The following is a 21922-nucleotide window of genomic DNA, read 5'->3' as shown; positions in this document are numbered from 1 at the left end:
CTGAGCCGACTTGACGAAACGCCCTTCATAGGTTTTGATTGCAACTATTAACTTTCGAAACGAAACTTAGCGCGCCATGTCGAAGCGTAACACCCCCCAGCGTCGTCACAACATCCTGGCCTTGCTCAATGAACAGGGCGAGGTAAGCGTCGACGCCCTGGCCAAGCGCTTCGAAACCTCGGAGGTCACCATCCGCAAGGACCTGGCGGCCCTTGAAACCAATGGGCTGCTGCTGCGCCGCTACGGTGGCGCGGTGACCATGCCACAGGAACTGATTGGTGACGCGGCCCAGCCTGTGTCCCTCTACAAGCAGGCCATCGCCAGGGCCGCGGTGGGGCGCATCCGTGAGCATGCGCGGATCATCGTCGACAGCGGCAGTACCACCGCCGCCATGATTCCCGAGCTGGGCCACCAGCCAGGGCTGGTGGTCATGACCAACTCGCTGAATGTCGCACGGGCACTCGGCGATCTGGAGCACGAGCCCGTGCTGCTGATGACCGGCGGCACCTGGGACCCGCATTCGGAGTCGTTCCAGGGGCAAGTGGCCGAGCAGGTGTTGCGTTCGTACGACTTCGACCAGCTGTTCATCGGTGCCGACGGCATCGATCTCGAACGCGGGACCACCACCTTCAACGAGCTGCTGGGCCTGTCCCGCGTGATGGCGGAAGTGGCCCGCGAAGTGATCGTCATGGTCGAGTCGGACAAGGTCGGGCGCAAGATACCCAACCTCGAGCTGCCCTGGAGCAGCGTGAACACCTTGATTACAGATGACCGCCTGCCCACCGAGGCGCGCGAACACATTCAAGCCCGCGGCATCAACCTGATCTGTGCCGCTATCAGCTAGGAGCAACATCATATGTGTGGAATCGTTGGTGCAGTTGCCGAGCGCAATATCACAAGCATCCTGATCGAAGGCCTCAAGCGCCTGGAGTATCGCGGTTACGACAGCGCCGGCCTGGCGGTCTTCAGCCAGCATGGCGAGCTGGAACGCCGCCGCCGCATCGGCAAGGTCAGCGAGCTGGAAGCCGCCGTCACCGCCGACCCGCTGGTGGGCCAGCTGGGCATCGCCCACACCCGTTGGGCCACCCACGGCGCCCCGAGCGAGCACAACGCCCACCCGCATTTCTCCGGCGACCAGGTCGCGGTGGTGCACAACGGCATCATCGAGAACCACGAAGCCCTGCGCCACGAGCTCAAGGACCTCGGTTATGTGTTCAGCTCCGAGACTGACACCGAGGTCATCGTTCACCTGCTGCACCACACCCTCAAGACCGTACCGGACCTGACCGAGGCCTTGAAGGCAGCCGTCAAGCAGCTGCACGGCGCCTACGGCCTGGCAGTCATCAACCTGGAGCAGCCAGACCGCCTGGTCGCCGCCCGCAGCGGCAGCCCGCTGGTGATCGGCCTGGGCCATGGCGAGAACTTCCTGGCCTCCGACCAGCTGGCCCTGCGCCAGGTCACCGACCGGTTCATGTACCTGGAGGAGGGCGACATCGCCGAGATCCGCCGTGACCAGGTGACCATCTGGGACCAGGCCGGCCAGCCCGTCCAGCGCGAAACCGTGCAGTACCACGAAGGCGCGGAAGCCGCCGACAAGGGCGCCTACCGTCACTTCATGCTCAAGGAAATCCACGAGCAGCCCGCCGTTGTCCAGCGCACCCTGGAAGGGCGCCTGGGCAAGGACCATGTACTGGTCCAGGCCTTCGGCCCACAGGCTGCCGAACTGTTCGCCAAGGTGCGCAACGTGCAGATCGTCGCCTGCGGCACCAGCTACCACGCCGGCATGGTCGCCCGTTACTGGCTCGAAAGCCTGGCCGGCATACCCTGCCAGGTGGAAGTGGCCAGCGAGTTCCGCTACCGCAAGGTAGTCGTGCAGCCCGACACGCTGTTCGTGTCCATCTCCCAGTCCGGTGAAACCGCCGATACCCTGGCCGCCCTGCGCAACGCCAAGGAGCTGGGCTTCCTGGGCAGCCTGGCGATCTGCAACGTCGGCATCAGCTCGCTGGTGCGCGAGTCCGACCTGACCCTGCTGACCTTGGCCGGCCCGGAAATCGGCGTCGCCTCGACCAAGGCCTTCACCACCCAGCTGGTGTCCCTGATGCTGCTGACCCTGGCGCTGGGCCAGGTGCGTGGCACCCTCGGCGCTGGCGTCGAAGCCGAGCTGGTCGATGAACTGCGCCGTCTGCCGACCCGCCTGGGTGAAGCGCTGGCAATGGACACCACGGTCGAGAAAACCGCCGAGCTGTTCGCCGACAAGCACCACACCCTGTTCCTGGGCCGTGGCGCGCAGTTCCCGGTGGCGATGGAAGGGGCCCTCAAGCTCAAGGAAATCTCCTACATCCACGCCGAAGCCTACCCCGCCGGCGAGCTCAAGCATGGCCCGCTGGCCCTGGTCGACAACGACATGCCGGTCGTGACGGTGGCGCCAAACAACGAGCTGCTGGAAAAGCTCAAGTCGAACCTGCAGGAAGTCCGCGCTCGTGGCGGTCAGCTGGTGGTGTTCGCTGACGAGCACGCCGGCCTTTCCAATGGCGAAGGCACCTACGTCATCAAGGTGCCGCACATCAGCGATGCCCTCGCGCCGATCCTCTACACCATCCCGCTGCAGCTGCTGTCGTACTACGTGGCGGTGTTGAAGGGGACTGACGTTGACCAGCCGCGGAATCTGGCGAAGTCGGTGACGGTGGAGTAAGGGTTGGGTTTGGGGCAACTAATGATGTTGCTTCCTAAAAAAGGGAGTAACAAAAAAAATTAAGTAGGTAACAAGCGAAATTAAGTAGGTAACAAGCCCCTCGGAGGCGTAAAATCGGGATTCAAGCGGCTGTCTAGCGGCCGCATCGTCGATTTCAAGCGATCTTGCGCTCCGAGGCTGGCACCGCTATGAATCCCTCCCAGCCAAATCCGAAGCCTCCCGCGGCCTTCAATCCGCGTCGGGGACTGCTAGTGAGTAGGGATTACCTCGGGAAGTTGATCAAAAAAGGCGTCGGCAGCGGTGAACGTGAGTCCTACCGGCCTTGGCTAAAAATCCGCTCGGTACCCTCCAGGGGAACGTCCAGAGTCGTGCCCGGAGTACGGGTCGCTCGCGGGCATCACTGCTTGTCCAATGGCGAATTCAGTTTCTTCGTTCTGATGGAGTTCAATCCAGACATCACGGACATCCGTGAGCAGTTCCCGCTGATTGATTACGATGAAACTTACTCCATCGCGTTGCAAAAAAATATCAAGCCCGCCCGGTATATCGGTACGGATGTGCCTTTCGTTCACACCGCAGACTTCATGCTTAGCTACACCCGCGCTGGATCTGATGCGACGACGCTTGTCGCAATTTCACTTAAATATCGAAGTGAAATAGCTAACGCTTCTGTCGAAAAGCGAAAGCGCATCTTTGAAAAGCAAGAAATCGAGAAGGAGTATTGGGCGCGGCGTGGAGTCGAATCTCAGCTATGCTTCTTCGAAGATCTTCCACACATGAAGATCAAGAATCTCATTATCATTCGAAGCTATGCTAACTTGCCTTTGTCTGTTGCATCTGACAACAACGTTCAGAAGGTTCTACACTTTCTGAGTGCTGCCGACCCGGTCGAAATCGAGCGTATTTCATTGAGACGATTGTTGCGGCTTATCAGTCAGCAAGTTTACATAGAATACTCGGTCGTAAAAGAACTGGTTTTCTATCTCATCTGGCATAAACGAATTATAGTTAATTTAGATGAGTACGAACTCGGCATATCCAAGCCACTGATGGGGCTAACAGTGCCCTCCGCAACGGTATATTTCGGTGAGGTCACGTTGTGAAATTGCCCATTAATTATGTCTTAGTCCCGGTGCTCGAATCCGCCTTAATAAAGTCGGTCTCAAGGATTATAGATATTAACCATAGTACCGGGCAGGCGCTGATCATTGGGCTTGAGTACCCCTTAAAGAAGCCAGGCGTGATCGGCGTAGAGGAGATTTCCTACGAGATGGAGCAGGGAATTCTCCGGGTTGAGCAGGACCTCCCTGCGGCATACATGCTTAAGGATGAGGACGAGCTCAGTGATAAAGAGAAATTGTCACGCGAAAAAGCATGGAAGCTTATTAAAGACATCGTCGTAGATAAAAACGCCGGCGATATGTTTGTGGATGGTGGCTTCGGTAAGCTCGTAGCTGACCATGCGGCTAGGCTGAACGTTTCGCGAGTGATGATCTACAGGCTACTCTATAGATATTGGGCGCATGGTCAGTCCAAAAACGTATTCCTTTGGCAATCGACTAAGTGGGGCGCCCCAGGAAAACGGAAGGTCTACAAGGAGGGCGCTTACCCAGGGAGACCGCCGCTCTACCGTGGAATCGTCAAGAAAGATCGAGCGATACGAATCAATGACTTTGACTTGACGTGCATTGAGACGTCCTTCCTAAGATATGTCAACAAACAGGAGTCTTCAGTTAGGAAGGCTTTCGACTGGATGATCCAAAATTACTATCGAGAGATTCATTCAGATGGAACTGTCGGAGATGTCAAACGCGGTAAGCATCCGACCATAACCCAGTTCAGACGATACTCGGGGCAATACTTCGATCGTTTGTCTATACTGAAGTCTCACGCCGGTGAGATTCGTTGGCTGAAAGACCATCGCGCCATTAAAGGTACTGCTGTAGATGGTGTTTCCGGCCCGGCTCATCGATATGAGATAGACGCCACTATCGCAGATATTTATCTCGTCCATCGTGTGAATAGAAATTGGATCATAGGCAGGCCAGTACTTTATATTGTAGTGGATGCCTATTCGCGCATGATTGTGGGAGTACACGTCGGACTCGAAGGTCCAAGCTGGGAGGGTGCTCGCCATGCATTATACAACGCATTTACAAGCAAAGTGGATTATTGCAAGCGCTATGGCATAACAATCGATGAGAATGAGTGGCCGTGCCATCACATCCCGGCTGAGGTTTCAGCAGACCGGGCGGAGCTGCTTAGTCATGCAGGCGAGGAGTTTTCCAACACCCTTGATGTGATTTTGAAAATTGCGCCCCCTTACAGACCTGATTGGAAGTCGATCGTAGAGAGTCGTTTCAAGCTCATTAATCAAGGGCTTAGCCTTAAGTTCATGCCGGGTGGCGTCGACGCTCGAAGAAACGAGCGTGGGGATCGCGATTATCAGCTGGATGCTCAGTACGATCTAGATCAATTCACGTCAATCATTATTAATGAAATCCTTTACCACAACTCAACCCTACATTTACCACATCTCGCCACTAACGATATGGTCCGGGATGAGATAGAACTCTATCCGATCGATATTTGGAAGTGGGGGATGGAGAATAATCTCCTGAGGCTAAAGACTCGCACGGATACGGAGATTAAGATCGGTCTATTACCCTCCGCGCTAGCAACTGTACGCCGAGCGGGTATTTACTTTAAAGGGGTGTATTACACCTGCGCCCTGGCTCAGCGCGAGGAATGGTTTGCCAAAGCCCATAACTTCGGCGTCCAGCGGTTGAAAGTTTGGTACGACCCAAATAGCGTTGATAATGTTTGGATCCGTGATGGGGCGGGCTTCGTTCGCTTAAATGTAGTTGAGTACCTGAAGGAAAAATTTAGCGGTTTTCGGCTTGAGGAGGTTGAAGACCGAATTGCGATCTTGAAGCAAGTATCACCTGACAAGGAGTACGACCGGCTTAACAAAGCAGCTCGGACAAGAGACGCCAACGATGAAATATCCCAGCAAGCGAAAAAAATGAAACAGGCCTCGCCCGCTCCGCCATCCAAAGCTGCGGCAAAGGCCAATAAGTTAGCTAATCGCCATTCAGAGGTAGTGGTGCTTCGCGCAGCAGACAGTGCAGATCTATCGCGATTGACGACCGACGATTTGGCGCTCTCAGCGTCACCTTCCGCTGAGCCATCGGATCAAGACGTCCCGACGCGCGAGCCCACAGCGCGCAAGAAGGTCGTTTTGAGTTTAATCTCCTCCAAGCTCAAAAGGCCTGAATAATGCTTCGCTCATCTGCTGCGATCTATACCCCGACCGGGCTCGCTCATTATGACGGCAACCCTCTGATAGAAGCGCTTCCCGCCATCCATGAAGATGAGGCTATAGGCGAACTTCTCTGCAATTTTCCCGAATTTCCCAGCGCGGCAGAGATGGCATTGAGTGCAAAGCTCAGAGCGCACTGCGTTAGCCGTATTAGCGACATTGTTGTACCTATGGAACTGCATCTTCAATTCGAAGCGTCCCTAAGCCAACTGATTAGGGCAGGCTACACTGCTCGAAACCCCTTCGATCGGGACGCTGTGGCCATGCTTCACGCAGCTGACGATTCTCAACTACGGCATTGCGGCTTCAAATCCTCTGCATCCTCCCTCGCAATTTTTGGGCTGAGTGGCATGGGGAAAACTACAATGCTAAACAGCGTGGTCAAGACCTATCCTCAAGTGATTGTCCACAAGCGATATGCCGGTAAGACCTTGAATAGGACACAGGTTGTCTGGCTAAAAATTGATTGTCCTCACGATGGTTCCCCGCGCGGTATGTGTGCTGCTTTTTTCGCTGCGCTCGATGCAGCAATCGGTAGTGATTATACTGATAGGTACATGAAGCCCAGAGCGAGTGTCAGTATGCTGCTTCAGCATGTCAGTCAGCTCAGCCGCAGTTTCAATGTCGGTGTTCTAATTATTGACGAGTTACAGAATCTAAATTTGTTAGCTGATACTGAAGCAAAGCAGCGCATTCTCAACTTTTTCCTGACTTTATCTAATGATTCGGGCATACCGCTAGTTTATTCCGGCACGAACTCTACCTTCAAACTTTTTTCTAAGGTTGTTCGAAATGCAAGGCGTGCCCTTGGCATGAGCGACTATTACTTTGATCGGTTTCAAATCCAAGATGACGAATGGAGTGCCTTGGTTCAAACCTTCCTTGTCTACAATTGGACAAGGGAGCAGGTCCAATTCACGCCCGAGCTTAACGAAACATTGTACGACCTGAGCCAGGGCAATACTGATTTCCTGGCGAAATTGATGATGCTGACCCAGTGGTACGCACTATCGAACGACGAGAAAATTACCCCCGCCCTTTACCGAAAAGTCTATGAACGGCAGATGATCATCCTGCATAAGCCGATAGAGGCTCTACGCAGCCATGATCCACTACAAATTGGCGATTTCGAAGACATGATGCCGGCCCGTGAACAGGTGGCGCAGATGCTCGCTGCGGCTCGTCTGCGCCAGGCACGGCGAGCTGGATCGCTTATCCACCTCACCCCTTTGGCCGACCCTCTGTCGATTGACACAACCGAGAAATCTGCCGGTCGCAGACGCGGCCATTTGGCTGCAGTGGCTGATCCTTCGGTAGTTAGCGACGCGCAGAAGATCGCGGAATCCGATGACTGGGAAGCCACTGCTGCCGAGAAGGGCTTTACTACCTTGGACGGCAAAATAGATCTCTGGTGATGGTAGGGAGCGGGATGATATGGCTTCTGTGCTGAACTTCCCTACGCCCCTTCCAGATGAAACTATCACCAGCCTGGTAACCCGTTACCATCAGATCTCAGGAGGTGTCGGGGTACGGCGGACGCTGACTGATCTGTTTGGGAGCGTCACTCGCAGCTACGCATCTGACCTGCCGTGTTACCTGAGCCGCCTTGAAGCTTCGTCAGGCTTTGGCGGCCTGGCGGACAACCATACGCTACTTCCATACTTCGAGCCTTTTCTTTCCCCTGGGATAGCCAGGCGGGCCAGGAAGCTGATGCAGTCGGCCCAGTCTGAAGGGCTCAAGATGACGTTGGGTATCACAGCAGCTGGATTTGAGCGGTTCCGCGTCCGGCAATACTGCCCCCGATGTGTCGCCGTGGACGTTTCGGTAAATGGGGTGTCTTACTGGCATATCGGTCACCAAGCCACTGGCGTTCATGTCTGCCCGGTCCATCATTGCTCCCTGCAGCGCGTTTTATCCGACCCAAGGTTAGGCTATTTCAACCAGTTTTTTCTTCCCTCAGATGTGATTCGGCTTCGGGGACGTGGGGAGACCGAGTCTGCGCCTGCTGCGTATTTCTGCCGGCTTGCGAAGCTTGCAGACATCGTGGATTGGGGTAGGTCGCACCCTCGAGCGATCTCCAGCCTGCTTCAGGCCCGCTATCTTTTTTTTGTTTTAGACAGAGCTGGGTATATTTCGCGTGGGAGGGTGCGTGCTGGCATGCTTGCAGAGCATTTTCTCGAAGCTACTGAGCTATATCCGCCACGAGACGAATTTCGCAGGTTGTTCGAGCTCCACGGTGAAAAAGTAGTTTGGCCATTCAATTTGCTACGGGCACGCGCCTCAAGCCATCACCCCATTTTTTTCTATGTTTTCCTCAATTCGTTTGGTGTAGACCTTCAATGCCTAATCCAAGACTATGCCGAAAGTGTGAAATTTTGCCCTGCTCCGTTACTCAAAGCCGTGTGTCGAGCGTCGCCTGCGCCCCACTCTGAGCTGGTGGCTAGACGACAATCCTTTGCTTCAAGCTACGCTACGGGTCCAGCTAAGAAGGCGCGAAATTATACTTGGCTATATCGTCACGACCGGGCCTGGCTACGAAACTATATTTCTTGTCATGCGAAGCGTTTGGCAGTTAACCATAACACTGACTGGGGCGGGAGGGACCGTGAGCTAGTCGCAAGGTTGTCACGCGCTTTAGATGATCTGTACGCGTTGCCAGGTAGGCCAGTTCTTATTTCACTAGCGGCTTTGTGTCGCGTCTTATCTGTACCTCCTGATGCGTTTCGACAGCAGCGGAAGCTGCCCAGGTCTACGGCGTTCATCAAGGCGTGTTTGGAAAGCCGGCATGATCATCAGCTCAGAAAGCTGCACTGGGCCGCTCGCTTCCTAGCTGGGACAAATGTAAATATTACTAGGTCCAGCCTATTCAGGCAGGCTAACATCAGAGTATTGCATCTAGCAGAGAGTGAAGTTGCGTCAATCATTGTCGGCGCGACAGGCATTCATAGCGGTCATGAAATTGTCTAGGTTGCCGTACAGGAGATATGCGACCCGAGTGAATAACTGCATAGGTGTACGAGGCGAACTTTTTATGGCGGCGTCAGCTTGCAAGTAAATCCGTTCATCAATCGCCGTGGTAGGGTCTTCATTGATACAAAACTGGAAATAGCTACTAATTGATGGGGTTTCATAACCGTGAACCTCCAGAGAACGGTTTATGGCGGGGATGGAAAAAACTCGAAATTTTTCGGGGGATTGTAAATTCAGTACGTCATAAACGAATTTGGAATAATTATGTTCGGATGAGCTTTGCACCGCATGCGCTTTGCCATAGCGCTCGGGGGTCAGGCATGAACTTAGCCTCGTAATCTTGTGCCGCTGGAAAGTTACTTTGCAGGTAGGGCAATTCTCCAGCAAGGGCGATGCGTGTCGATGGCATACTTCGACGCCCAGCGGCCCTGGAGTTACATGGGTACGGTGTATATAGGCGGTACCTAGGTGCTGCACATCTTCAATGACACATTGAGCGCATACCCTAAATGGTCCCCTGGGCAGTACAGACGCGGATCGGTATCGGACCCTATCGAACAATATAGCTATCGGATAGAGAGTATGCCTGCTCAAGGCATCAGGGCCAAAGATTCCGCGAAATGCCCTGGCGTCTCCTAGCTTCAATACATTCAGCTCGAAATCGGTGATCTCAAGATACCGGGACTCGTTTTCGACTATCCCGCGGAGTTCATTGTTTCTTAGGATGGTCGACGCAAAGTATTCCTCATCGAATGGCTCTGTGACCGGTGAATTTTTTGGTAGCAAGCAACACTCTCTTGAGAAAGGTAGATGGGAGATAGTACATCAGTGACTTCCGCGGCGATTTGGGATCACCTCAATTGGGGCCTCAGCATCCCCTTCGATGGATCTGCGGCCTGCTACCCGCGAAAGCGTGCGCTGGGTATTAGCCACCCCAATGGAGGTGATCGAGCCGCTTATAGGTTTCGTACAGTGTGATGAGGCTTCCTTTCGACATCACCTCCAAGGGTGAACGACCTTGGAAAAAGTCATTGTCGTTCTTCATGGAAGGAAACCCCTTCACGTTCGCTTGGTTGTCAAAGGTATTCCGTAAGGCGGCGTGAATGTTCAGCACCAAGCTGACACGCTGCAACTGGTCAGCGTCGAGGCGCAGCACGGCGTCAGGGTGGTGGGCGATACGATTTCGCGAAGACGGCGAGATGCGGAGGATGCTACACACCTGACCATGAGTGGCATTCCACTCCTCGAGCACTCGCAGCGCGGTTTTTAAGCCTACTGCCTGTTGATCATGAGTGAGCTCACTTGAGATCGCCACTGAAAACCGCCTCTTTTGTCGTCGATGTCGCTCCGGACCATGGCGCATGGGACTGATATGCCAGGCGCAATTCACATTCCGCGAACCGTTGTTCAAAGCATAAGCTCCCGATCATTTGCTCACTAGTCCGTCTCATCTAAAAAGCGACCAGCTAGAGCACAATGCGGGAAGGGCATGGCGCAGCGCCTTCAAATAGCCATAGGAAACATCCATGGCTCTCGTTTAAGCTCCGAAAAAACCTTCGCGGTCCAGGTATGGAGACTACGGCAATGGGGGCTTCAGATGATTAGCAGGGGATCTGAATGGCATCGGTGGGAGCCGCATATCCACGCTCCTGGTACGGTTCTTAATAACCGGTTTGGCTCAAACGATCCGTGGGAGGCCTACCTGAGCTCCCTTGAAGGGCTACAGCCTGCCGTCGAAGCGATCGCTGTGACTGACTACTATGTCACGGACACCTACGAGCAAATCCTCAAGCACAAAGAAGCCGGCCGTTTGCCGGGAGTTCAGCTCATCTTTCCCAACATCGAGCTTCGTCTGGATGTATTCGCCAAAACGGGTTATGTGAACCTTCACCTTCTCGTCAGTCCTGAAGATCCCAATCACATAGGTGAGATCAAGCGCATCCTCAAGCGGCTCCAGTTCCAGGCCTTCGGTGACCGCTTCGATTGCACGCGAGAAGAGCTGATCAAGCTCGGTAAGTGTGCAGATCCCTCAATTGTGGATGAGCTCGCGGCGTTGCGGCATGGGGCGACGCAGTTCAAGGTCAATTTTGACCAGCTACGAAAGGTGCTTGGGGAAAGCGACTGGGCCAAAAAAAATACGTTGGTCGCTGTGGCGGGTAACGCGAGTGACGGTACGTCCGGGGTTAGACAGGCGGCCGATGCGACCCTGCGGCAAGAAATCGAGAAGTGTGCTCACATCATCTTTTCCAGCCATCCGGCCCAGCGTGAATTCTGGCTCGGCCAGCGACCTGCCATGACGGCTGAGGACCTGCGCCTTCGTTATGGTGGCTGCAAGCCATGCCTTCATGGCAGTGATTCACATGACCAGAAATCAATTGGTCAGCCGGTGGATAACCGGTTTTCATGGATCAAAGGTGCGCTGGATTTTGACTCTCTTCGCCAAGCATGCATCGATCCAGAGGGACGAGCCTATGTAGGCGAGTTGCCGCCTCGATCGGCGCTGCCGTCCCAGGTCATTTCTCACGTGAGGATAAACCGCGCGGACTGGGCGGCAACCCCAGATATACCGCTCAATCCAGGCCTTGTTGCCATCATTGGGGCGAGAGGTTCAGGGAAGACAGCGCTGGCGGACATTATCGCTGCGGGCTGCGATGCGATTACCCAAGAGAGCTGGGACGCAGACGAAAATAGTAGCGCGTCGTTTCTGGCCCGTGCTCGTAGGTTGATCGGCAACGCTTCTACGACCTTAACCTGGGGAGGTGGGGCGTCGGTTGAGCGCGCTTTAGATGGGCGAGATGCCAACGGGCATATGACCTTCCCGCGAGCTCGCTACCTCTCGCAGCAGTTCGTCGAGGAGTTGTGCTCCGCGAAGGGCATGTCAGACGGCCTCGTTGATGAGATCCAGCGGGTAATCTTTGATTCACATAGCCCCGACAGTCGAGACGGGGCAATTGACTTTGAACAGCTGCGAGAACAGCTGACAAGCCGTTTTCAGCAGTCGAGGGATCGAGAGGCTGCCGCGATAGATGATATCTCGGAGCGAATCGCCACTGAGTTTGAGAAAGAGAGTTCGGTTGCCTCGTTAGGCTTTCAGGTTGCGCAGAAAAAACAGAAGATCGCTGGATATTCTGTCGACTTGGCAAAGCTCGTCGTTCAGGGCACAGAGGCTCATGCGACACGGCATGCGCAGCTTAGCGCGGCCGCAGAGAAGATGCGCAGTCGGATTCAGGCCTACAGCAGTCAGCGGCGGACCTTCGTGGCCCTGCAAGACGAGGTCAAGAGTATGCGAGCCACTGGAGCGCCCGAAATGCTCCGGCAGGTTCAAGCCAGACATGCCAATAGTGGTTTAGGACAGGAGCAATGGGAACAGTTTCTTCTGGTCTACAAGGGGGATGTCGACCAGAGTCTTGCCGGATACATTCAGTGGTCTGATCAGGAGGTCATCAAGCTACGTGGAGTACCGCCGGTACCCGGTGACCCTCTGGTCCCGTTGATTGCCGACACCGTGGATCTTGCAACGCTTCCTCTGGCGCCTATCGCTGCTGAAATGACCCGCCTCGAAGCGTTATTCAGCGCAGACAAGCTTATTCAAGAGCAATTCAAGGCGTTGACCGACCGTATTACGCAGGAAAACGCGACGCTCAATGCTCTCGAAACCAAGCTCAAAGATGCTCAAGGGGCCGAAGCCCGCCGCAAAGCACTGCAGGCTGAACGCAGTGAGACGTACGGCCGGGTGTTTGAGGCGATCATCAATGAGCAAGATGCCTTGGCCGAACTCTATGCACCTTTAATGGCTCGTCTTGGCGAATCTTCAGGGACCTTGAAAAAACTAGGCATCTTGGTTCGACGGACTGCCGACGTCGCCGCTTGGGGTGAAATTGGTGAAGAGAAGCTGCTTGATCGGCGCAAGGCAGGACCGTTCAACGGGCGCGGGTCGCTGATCACCGCGGCTACGAAGGATCTGAAAGCAGCTTGGGAGACTGGTTCGGCTCAGGACATCCAGGCGGCGATGGCTGCCTTCATGGACAAGTATCGCAAGTACTTCATTGATCATGCTCCGGTTGCACAAACCCAGCAGGCGGAGTTCCGCGCCTGGTCCAAGAAGTTCGCTACCTGGCTCTATAGCACCGACCACATGACTGTCAGTTACGAGATCCTATACGACGGTATCGATATTAGAAAGCTTTCACCTGGCACGCGCGGGATCGTACTGCTACTGCTCTATCTCGCGCTCGATGATGCGGATGATCGCCCCCTGATCATTGACCAGCCGGAGGAAAACCTCGATCCCAAATCGGTCTTCGATGAGCTGGTCGACCTATTTATCGCGGCAAAAGCGAAACGTCAGGTGATCATGGTGACGCACAACGCCAACCTGGTGATCAACACTGACGCTGATCAGATCATCGTGGCATCTTCGGGGCCAAACACGCCAGGCGGCTTACCGCCGATTACGTATGTATCAGGTGGGCTTGAGAACAGTGAAGTCCGCACAGCTGTGTGTGAAATCCTGGAGGGTGGCGATACTGCATTTCAGGAGCGGGCCAGACGGTTGCGTGTACGTTTGGAAAGGTAGCGTGAAGAAAGCTCAAATTGCCCGCTCTCTGGTGGAGTTTTCTCACTAAGAGAGCGGGTTATCTACAAGTGGTGCCGGGTCGGTAGCGGACTCGGCGCGGCCGGCTTTACCAAAGACACTGGCCACTTCGGGTACGGTTCGAATCAGACGATCCGTTCGCTGCAACAGCTCTGAAGCTTTCTGCGCCGAGAGTCCAGGCAAGGCTGAAGGCATGTAGAGCAGATCACCTTCATCGAGCGGAGGAAGGAACTCGCCCCCGAGATGATTCAAGGGCCACAGACTGCTGAGCAGGATGAGCAATGCTCCAGCGAGGGTAACCAGAGGCCGGCGCAGGACGACCTCCAATGCCGGACGGTACAGCCGGATGAGGCCCCGGTTGAGCGGGTTGCGCTGTTCCGCAGGCAGTGGCCCTCTGATCCAGTACCCCATCAGGACCGGAATCAGGGTCACCGATAGCGCAGCCGCCGCTGCCATCGCGTAGGTCTTGGTAAAGGCCAGGGGTGCAAAGAGGCGTCCTTCCTGGGCTTGCAGCGTGAACACCGGAATGAACGATAGCGTGATGATCATCAGGCTGAAGAACAGTGCCGGTCCTACCTCGACGGCCGCCTCTGTCATTACCCTCCAATGCGCTTCGCCCCGCAAAGGTTGACCAGGATGCCGGACATGCCAGGCCTCAACACGTTTGTGGGCGTTCTCGATCATGACCACGGCAGCATCCACCATCGCGCCGATGGCAATTGCTATACCGCCGAGTGACATGATGTTGGCGTTGATGCCCTGATGACGCATGACGATCAGCGCTATCAGGATTCCCACGGGCAGCGAAACGATAGCCACCAATGACGAGCGCAGGTGCCAGAGAAAGGCTGCGCATACTAGCGCCACTACCACGAATTCCTCGATCAGCTTGTGACTGAGGTTCTCCACGGCACGGTCGATCAACTGGCTACGGTCGTAGACGGTGACAAGCTCCACCCCGGCTGGCAGGCCTTTCTTCAGGGGTTCTAGCTTGGTCTTGACGTGCTCGATGGCCTCACGAGCATTCTTCCCGCTGCGCAGGATCACCACACCTCCTACAGCTTCACCGAGGCCGTCCAGTTCGCCTGACCATGTTGCTGAAGTCCGGACCACGGCGCTGATAATCCACCCCCCAGGACCAATCCGATTTCTTTTCCGCCTGAGCCTGGTGTACCTGGGCTTGAGCCTCGCGTGTCATGGCGTTGTAGGTATTGAGCTCCGGATGGGCATGGACGGAGTGCAAGTATTCATCTACATCTACAGGGCAGCAGGGAATGTCGGCGCGCCTACTTCAGCGTCCTGCCCAATCCATCGCTTCAGCGCGGCTCGCGCTTGAGCTGACTGACTCAACAGAATGTCTTTCTGCTCGTCCAACTGCGCGGCTTCTTGCTTGGGAGCCAGCGTATCGGCGGTGGAGCCTGCGCCTCCGGCCAGGCGGGCCCGCACCGTGGCAGCCAGCAGCTGGTTTTCTTTGTAGAAGGCGTCGAACTGTTCAAGCTTTCGCTGCACGGTGTACGCAGTAACCCAAGCCTGTGCGGTTGCCGCCCTAACCTTCAAGCGTTCGAAGATCGCCTCGGCATCGGCTCGCTCGACGGTGGCCTGCGCTGTCTCTATGCGAGCTTTGCGCTTGTCCCGGTTCGGTACTTCTTGGGACAGGCCAACCACCTGCATGGTCATGAAGTCTCTGTTCATGCTCCAGCGATCGGTGCCTTCAATCGGCAGGTTTTGTACCCCGAGATTCAGGCGCGGATCGGGTAGTTCGCCCGCTGGAATGACTGCGCTGCGCGCAGCTGATGCTTGCTCCTGGCGGGCCTGTAGAGAGGGAGCGTTGCGTTCAGCCAGTTGCAGCGCATCATCCAGCGACAGCGTTGCAGCCTGTGCTGAGACAGCCGGCAGCAGTACGAACAGGACGGCCATGGTTATCCGTCCCTGAAAACGTTGGGGAGTCATGAAAAATGATTCCTCGAAAGATCAGCGCCCAGGCGCGTGCCATCGCCCCGCTGCTAGGCGGAACGACGGTGTGAAATTAAGAGGGGATCAGACGCGGGGAGGCCGCCATGGATCGGGGGAAGAGCCTGTCGCTATGCCTACCGCGTAGGTATCGGCAGGTCGTGGCTTGGCGAAGGTCAGCCCAGGCGTCAGGAAGCTGAGCTGTACGGTACTGGCAGTCCTGCACTCCTGGCCGACCTTGCAGGATTTGGCATGGTCGCCAGTCTTACCCAGGTCTTGGTCCTGGCAGCAGTCATGGTCCATGCCCGCCATCATTTCCATGCCCTGCATTGGGCAAGGTTCAGTCGCCGAATCGATGCCCGCCATCCCGTTAAGCGGAAGCGCCACGATAAGCATCAGGATGGTGAGCAGTCGAATGAACCGATTCATGATGGGCGAGTATAGGTTACCGGGATGAGTTCAGCATTAAGGGGTTGGGGCTGCACTAACCAACCGCTTGGAGGCTGGGAGACTGATGAAGAAGGTTGTGACACCCTCCGCTGAAGTACACCAGATTCGTCCGCTATGAGCCTCGATGATAGAGCGGGTTATCGACAGACCCAGGCCTGCATTGCTTGGGCCGCCTTCGCGCCTGGCTGGATCGGCTCGATAGAATCGGTCGAAGATCTTGCCAATGTGCTGGGGATCGATGGTTACCCCGGTGTTACGCACGGAAAGCGTCACGCTTTCAGGCGTCTGCTCGATCTGCACTGATATCTCGTTGCCTTCCGGGGTGTAGCGCAACGCGTTGGATAGAAGGTTGGAAAACGCTCGGTCAATCATCAGGCGATCGCCACGAACCTTACCCTGTCCGTGCAGGGTCAGCTGGATGCCTTGATCCTCAGCCAGGAACTGGTAGTACTCGAACAGCTTGGATACGAGCTCGGAGAGCTCCACGTCGATCTGCTCGGGCACGATCAAACCGTTATCCGCCTTGGCGAGGAACAGCATGTCATCGATCATGCGCGACATGCGCTTGAGGTCTTCCAGGTTCGAATAGAGGTTCTCCTCATAGGCATCCAGGTCACGCTTCTTGGTAAGCACCACTTCGGTATGGGTCAGAAGGTTGCTGACCGGCGTTCTCAACTCATGAGCGATATCGGCAGAGAAGTTGGACAACCGAACGAATGCATCCTCCAACCGTCCCAGCATCCCGTTGAAAGACAGGATGAGCTCCTGAAGCTCCAGCGGCACGGGCTCCAGGGGAATGCGCTCGCGGAGCGATCTTGCCGACATCCCGGTGGCCACTTTGGTGATTTGTCCAACAGGCCGAAGCCCACTCTTGGCCACGACCCAGCCCAAGCCTGCGCTCACAATCGCGCTGATAATCAGGCCAATTCCGAACCACCATTGCAGGGTGACAAAGAAATGGGCGTGAGTGGTGACATCGAGCATCAGCACGGCCGTCACCGGTTCCGGCTCGCCTGCAATGGTCAGCTGGGCGGTAATGCCGCGAAAGTTTTGCGCTTCATCCTGCCATTCCCAAACTGCGCCCCGGTGCGCCTGCTCGAACTGCTTAGGAATTTGCGAAGCCTTGGGATCTGAAAAAAGGATCGTTCCGTCAGCCTTGGTGATTTTCGCCGATAGATCCTGATGTGCGCCGAGCAATGCCCGCAGCTGCTGCCCCTGATCGTCGAGCCCGCCTCGCGCTGCTGAGATGGACAGGATATGACGCGTTGACTCCAGCTTTTCGGAAAGCGCCTGCTCATCCAGCATCCGGAAATGGTGCTGACTGAGTCCGTAGAAAGCCACGCCAGCAACCACCAAGACAGCAGTCACCGCGAACATTAACATCAGGGTCAGTCGCTTGACGAGCGATGATTGCGGGCGCATCACTCGGGCACATCCATCATGTAGCCCATGCCTCGGGCGGTATGGATGAGCTTTGGCGCGAAGTCGTCATCAATCTTGGCCCGCAGTCTGCGAATCGCGACCTCGATCACGTTGGTGTCACTGTCGAAATTCATGTCCCAGACCTGAGAAGCGATCAGCGACTTGGGGAGCACCTCGCCGCGTCGGCGCATGAGCAGCTCCAACAGGGAAAACTCCTTGGCAGTAAGGTCGATCCGCTTGCCGTTTCGCGTAGCGCGACGCTTGAGCAGGTCTACCTCAAGGTCTGCCATCTTCATGGTGGTTTGAGCAGAACCACCGTTGCCTCTGCGCAGCAACGTGCGAACCCGAGCCAGCAGCTCCGAGAACGCAAAGGGCTTCACCAGGTAATCATCAGCGCCCAGCTCCAAACCTTTCACGCGATCGTCTACGCCATCACGGGCCGTCAAGAAAAGGACCGGTACATCCTGACCCGCTGCACGGATCTTGCGCAGGACCTCCCAGCCATCGAGCCCCGGCATCATCACGTCGAGGATCAGCAAGTCATACGCTTCGCTCTGCGCCTGTTGCAGGGCGTCAGTGCCTGTCATCACCCGGTCAACGGTGAAGCCAGCTTCTGTCAGCCCTTGCTGGAGGTAGACACCGGTTTTCGGCTCATCTTCGGCTACGAGTAATTTCATCTGCTCTCATCCACGTGGTGTGCATCTCCAGTTTGCAGGAAAAAAGACGCCCAACCAGAAGCTGACGGAAAAGTAATGTCGAGATCAGTTTTCTGACAGCACCGCGAGGCTAACTTGACCCTGTACCTGACGCCATGAGGCGCAGAACCCACTGAGGATCTCCAGATGAACATGGTCAAAGCAATTGTGATGGTCGTTACCTTCGGCATGGCAGGCATCGCCCTGGCAGAGGGCGGCGCGGACCGGACCTTTGCGCGGATGGAAGCGGCGCGCCAAAGCTCCATGCAGGCCTACCAAGTTGCGCAGGAGAAGAAAGAGCAGGCCCCAGTCGCCGCCCAGTCCAGCAAGCACGCGGGCCACGAAAGCTGCTGATCCGAGCTTACAGAAATGTAATCACCCCGGAATCTGAACTATGGCAGTTTCAGACTACGGCCTCTCATCAGCCTCGCGCAGTGGCGAAAGTCTACGAGACTGGTGAGAGCTCCAATGAACCCAAGGGCTGCGCCATCGAGCAGCCTGGATATCAGCGATCTACCTGACTGGACGCAACGGCATGCAAAGCAAAACCACGAGACGATCTTTCGTCAAAGGCCTGGCCGCTACCGGAATTCTGGGTGGGCTCGGCATGTGGCGCGCGCCGGTCTGGGCCGTGACCAGCCCTGGCCAACCGAACGTGCTCAGCGGCACGGACTTCGATCTGTATATCGGCGAACTGCCCGTCAACATCACGGGTGCAGCTCGTACCGCCATGGCCATCAACGGCTCCGTGCCAGGGCCGATTCTGCGATGGCGCGAAGGCGACACCGTGACGCTGCGCGTACGCAACCGGCTGAAACAGGACACCTCCATTCACTGGCACGGCATCATCCTGCCCGCCAACATGGACGGTGTACCGGGCTTGAGCTTCCACGGCATCGCTCCCGATGGCATGTATGAATACAAGTTCAAGGTCCACCAGAACGGCACCTACTGGTATCACAGCCACTCAGGCTTCCAGGAACAGTCCGGGGTCTATGGGGCGTTGGTGATCGATGCCAAGGATCCGGAGCCGTTTGTGTACGACCGTGATTACGTCGTCATGCTCAGCGATTGGACGGATGAAGACCCGGCGCGGGTGCTCTCCAAACTCAAGAAGCAATCTGACTACTACAACTTCCACAAACGCACAGTTAGCGACTTCGTTGACGACGTGAGCGAGAAAGGCTGGTCGGCCGCTGTAGCGGATCGGAAGATGTGGGCTGAAATGAAGATGAGCCCCACCGACCTCGCTGATGTGAGCGGGTATACCTACACCTACCTCATGAACGGCCAGGCTCCGAACGGCAACTGGACGGGAATCTTCAAGCCCGGCGAGAAGATCCGCCTGCGCTTTATCAACGGCTCGGCCATGACCTATTTCGATGTCCGGATTCCTGGGCTCAAGATGACGGTTGTGGCTGCTGACGGCCAGTACGTCAAACCCGTATCGGTCGATGAGTTCCGGATTGCCGTTGCGGAAACCTACGATGTCATCGTCGAACCTGAAAACGAGCAGGCCTATACGATCTTCGCGCAGTCCATGGACCGTACCGGGTACTCCCGAGGCACCCTGGCAGTTCGTGAAGGCTTGCAAGCGCCCTTGCCCGAGGTAGATCCGCGCCCGATCATCGCCATGAGCGATATGGGCATGGACCACGGCAACATGGGCGGAATGGATCACGGCAGCATGGCCGGCATGGACCACAGCAAGATGGCTGGAATGGACCATGGCAGCATGGCCGGCATGGACCACAGCAAGATGGCTGGAATGGACCACGGCAACATGGCCGGCATGGATCACAGCAAGATGGCTGGGATGGGTCATGAGGGCATGGCCGGCATGAGCGGTGCAATGCAGAGCCATCCGGCTTCTGAGACCAACAACCCGTTGGTCGATATGCAGACCATGTCGCCGACCCCGAAGCTGAACGATCCGGGAATTGGCCTGCGCAACAACGGGCGCCGAGTGCTGACCTACGCCGATTTGCGGAGCACCTTCATCGATCCCGATGGTCGAGAGCCTGGACGCACAATCGAACTGCACCTTACCGGCCACATGGAGAAGTTCGCATGGTCGTTCGACGGTATCAAATTCTCCGACGCTGAACCGCTGCGGTTGAAATATGGCGAGCGTCTTCGCATCACCTTGGTCAACGACACCATGATGACTCACCCCATCCATCTCCACGGTATGTGGAGTGATCTGGAGGACGAGAACGGCAACTTCATGGTTCGCAAGCACACCATCGACATGCCACCTGGCTCAAAACGAAGCTATCGCGTCACCGCAGATGCCTTGGGACGTTGGGCCTATCACTGTCACCTACTGTTCCACATGGAAATGGGCATGTTCCGAGAAGTCCGTGTGGACGAATGAACTGGAGATCTGAGATGAGCAAACCAATGAAACGAAGCGCCTTTTTCCTTTCTGCTGCGATGGTAGGCATGCTGGCTGTTTATGCCCCGTCGTCGTGGTCCAGCGACAACCATGATCAGCATTCCCAGAAAACCACCGAGGCCGGCAAAGCCAAAGGTTCGCAGGACAAGCAGGGCCAGGGCATGAACCATGAAGGCATGGACCATGGGTCAATGGAAGGTATGGACCACGGCTCGATGAAGGGGATGGACCATGGCTCGATGGAAGGCATGGACCACGACAAAATGATGGAATCGCATGGCAGCGACAAAGCTAAGGCAGGGAAAGATGGTCAATAGCCTTGGGCGGCCTTCGCTGCTGGCCCTGACTGTTTCAATCGGCATGCTGGGCGTAACGCCCAGCTTCGCCGCTGAAGAAATGGATCACTCGGGCATGGATCATTCGAAAATGGGGCACGGTTCCATGCAAATGGATACTGCTCCGTCCGAATCGATGCCGGCGATGGATCACAGCAAGATGGGGATGAGCAAACAGCAGAAACAGCCTGCCCCTGTTGATCACAGCCAGATGGGGCATGCTCAAAGCCAAAGCAAATCCAGCCCGGTGGACCATAGCAAGATGGACCACAGCAAAATGGGCCATGGAAACATGAAGGGCATGGATCACGGTTCGATGAAGGGCATGGATCATTCCCAGATGAACCATGGTTCAGCGACTTCTCCAACCCCAACGAGCCGCACGCCGATTCCAGTGCTCACGGATGCCGACCGCGAGGCAGCTTTTCCGCCTTTGGGTGGCCACCAAGTGCACGACAGCGGAATCAACAGCTTCTTCCTGTTGGACCAGCTCGAATACCAGGACGCCGATGAGGGCAGCACCCTGGCCTGGGACGCATCAGGCTGGGCAGGCGGCGACATCAATCGACTCTGGGTTCGCTCGGAAGGCGAGCGCACCAACGGGGTAACCGAAGACGCTGAGCTGCAATTGCTGTACGGGCGCTCGGTCAGTCCCTGGTGGGATGTGGTCGCCGGGGTCCGTCAGGATTTCAAACCGGAATCACCGCAGACCTGGGCAGCCTTTGGTATTCAGGGCATGGCCTTGTATGACTTCGAGGCCGAAGCTACGGCGTTCATCGGCGAGAACGGCCAGACTGCTGCGCGTCTTGAAGGCGAATACGACATCCTGCTGACCAATCGCTTGATTTTGCAGCCCACGGCTGAGGCGAACTTCTATGGCAAGAACGATCCTGAGCGCGGTGTTGGCTCGGGTCTGGCCAATACCGAAGTCGGGCTGCGTCTACGGTATGAAATTGTCCGCCAGTTTGCCCCGTACATAGGCGTTACCTGGAGCCGCTCCTACGGCAACACCGCTGACTTCATCCGAGACGAGGGTGGAGATGTTGATGAGGCACGCTTCGTTGCCGGTATCAGGATGTGGTTCTGAGAATTCC

At 56.1% G+C, this 21922-nt stretch carries 15 protein-coding genes and 2 pseudogenes; 11 read left to right on the top strand and 6 right to left on the bottom strand.

Annotated elements, in window-relative coordinates; genetic code table 11:
- Window positions 1–76: 76 nt before the first annotated feature.
- The 6 genes from VJS90_RS19065 (at window position 77) to VJS90_RS21895 (ending at window position 8981) form a co-directional block, all read left to right on the top strand.
- Complete coding sequence (locus VJS90_RS19065; protein ID WP_324123171.1) at window positions 77–844, top strand: DeoR/GlpR family DNA-binding transcription regulator; 768 nt, start codon at window positions 77–79, stop codon at window positions 842–844.
- 12 nt (window positions 845–856) lie between these two features.
- On the top strand, window positions 857–2692 hold the full coding sequence (glmS, locus tag VJS90_RS19060) for a glutamine--fructose-6-phosphate transaminase (isomerizing) (RefSeq protein ID WP_324123170.1): 1836 nt from the start codon (window positions 857–859) through the stop codon (window positions 2690–2692).
- A 188-nt stretch (window positions 2693–2880) separates the two neighbouring features.
- Window positions 2881–3795 carry a TnsA endonuclease N-terminal domain-containing protein gene (locus VJS90_RS19055; protein ID WP_207072817.1) on the top strand — a complete coding sequence of 305 codons (915 nt, stop codon included), beginning with the start codon at window positions 2881–2883 and terminating at the stop codon, window positions 3793–3795.
- Window positions 3792–5972: a Mu transposase C-terminal domain-containing protein gene (locus VJS90_RS19050; protein WP_207072818.1), complete on the top strand. Its 2181-nt coding sequence runs from the start codon at window positions 3792–3794 to the stop codon at window positions 5970–5972. Before VJS90_RS19055 ends, VJS90_RS19050 begins: the two co-directional genes overlap by 4 nt.
- Window positions 5972–7429 carry an ATP-binding protein gene (locus tag VJS90_RS19045; protein WP_207072819.1) on the top strand — a complete coding sequence of 486 codons (1458 nt, stop codon included), beginning with the start codon at window positions 5972–5974 and terminating at the stop codon, window positions 7427–7429. Before VJS90_RS19050 ends, VJS90_RS19045 begins: the two co-directional genes overlap by 1 nt.
- A 19-nt stretch (window positions 7430–7448) precedes the next feature.
- A complete protein-coding gene (locus VJS90_RS21895) occupies window positions 7449–8981 on the top strand; it encodes a TnsD family Tn7-like transposition protein (protein WP_207072820.1) in 1533 nt (510 codons plus the stop codon).
- A 928-nt stretch (window positions 8982–9909) separates the two neighbouring features.
- Here the strand turns inward: VJS90_RS21895 and VJS90_RS19040 are convergent.
- The gene (locus tag VJS90_RS19040) at window positions 9910–10299 is read right to left on the bottom strand and encodes an antitoxin Xre-like helix-turn-helix domain-containing protein (RefSeq protein WP_207072821.1); all 390 of its coding nucleotides are present in this window, start codon (window positions 10297–10299) and stop codon (window positions 9910–9912) included.
- A 282-nt stretch (window positions 10300–10581) separates the two neighbouring features.
- Here VJS90_RS19040 and VJS90_RS19035 point away from each other — a divergent pair, with 282 nt between their 5' ends.
- Window positions 10582–13560, top strand: a complete 2979-nt coding sequence (locus VJS90_RS19035; RefSeq protein ID WP_207072957.1) for a TrlF family AAA-like ATPase — start codon at window positions 10582–10584, stop codon at window positions 13558–13560.
- Window positions 13561–13626: 66 nt separating this feature from the next.
- Here the strand turns inward: VJS90_RS19035 and VJS90_RS19030 are convergent.
- From VJS90_RS19030 to VJS90_RS19010, 5 genes and pseudogenes are all read right to left on the bottom strand, one after another.
- A pseudogene (locus VJS90_RS19030) lies at window positions 13627–14664 on the bottom strand (efflux RND transporter permease subunit); the annotation flags it as partial.
- Between the two features lies 1 nt (window position 14665).
- Window positions 14666–15528: pseudogene (locus VJS90_RS19025) on the bottom strand (TolC family protein); the annotation flags it as partial.
- Window positions 15529–15615: 87 nt separating this feature from the next.
- Window positions 15616–15957, bottom strand: coding sequence for a hypothetical protein (locus VJS90_RS19020; RefSeq protein ID WP_242548537.1), 342 nt, complete (start codon window positions 15955–15957; stop codon window positions 15616–15618).
- Window positions 15958–15993: 36 nt separating this feature from the next.
- A complete protein-coding gene (locus tag VJS90_RS19015; RefSeq protein ID WP_324123253.1) occupies window positions 15994–17400 on the bottom strand; it encodes a heavy metal sensor histidine kinase in 1407 nt (468 codons plus the stop codon).
- A complete protein-coding gene (locus VJS90_RS19010) occupies window positions 17400–18077 on the bottom strand; it encodes a heavy metal response regulator transcription factor (RefSeq protein ID WP_129931848.1) in 678 nt (225 codons plus the stop codon). The genes VJS90_RS19015 and VJS90_RS19010 overlap by 1 nt, the downstream gene beginning before the upstream one ends.
- A gap of 165 nt (window positions 18078–18242) precedes the next feature.
- Between VJS90_RS19010 and VJS90_RS19005 the strand changes: the two genes are divergently transcribed.
- From VJS90_RS19005 to VJS90_RS18990, 4 genes are all read left to right on the top strand, one after another.
- Window positions 18243–18449, top strand: coding sequence for a co-regulatory protein PtrA N-terminal domain-containing protein (locus tag VJS90_RS19005; RefSeq protein WP_019470284.1), 207 nt, complete (start codon window positions 18243–18245; stop codon window positions 18447–18449).
- 181 nt (window positions 18450–18630) lie between these two features.
- Window positions 18631–20472: a copper resistance system multicopper oxidase gene (locus tag VJS90_RS19000; protein WP_324123169.1), complete on the top strand. Its 1842-nt coding sequence runs from the start codon at window positions 18631–18633 to the stop codon at window positions 20470–20472.
- Window positions 20473–20486: 14 nt separating this feature from the next.
- Window positions 20487–20810, top strand: a complete 324-nt coding sequence (locus tag VJS90_RS18995; RefSeq protein WP_207072823.1) for a hypothetical protein — start codon at window positions 20487–20489, stop codon at window positions 20808–20810.
- Window positions 20800–21915, top strand: a complete 1116-nt coding sequence (locus VJS90_RS18990; RefSeq protein ID WP_207072824.1) for a copper resistance protein B — start codon at window positions 20800–20802, stop codon at window positions 21913–21915. Before VJS90_RS18995 ends, VJS90_RS18990 begins: the two co-directional genes overlap by 11 nt.
- Window positions 21916–21922 lie beyond the last annotated feature (7 nt).

The organism is Pseudomonas sp., assembly GCF_035277045.1.
In the GTDB taxonomy this organism is placed as follows: Bacteria; Pseudomonadota; Gammaproteobacteria; order Pseudomonadales; family Pseudomonadaceae; genus Aquipseudomonas.
The sequence above is the reverse complement of the archived record's forward strand: the minus strand, read 5'-3'. Positions and strand labels throughout refer to the sequence as shown.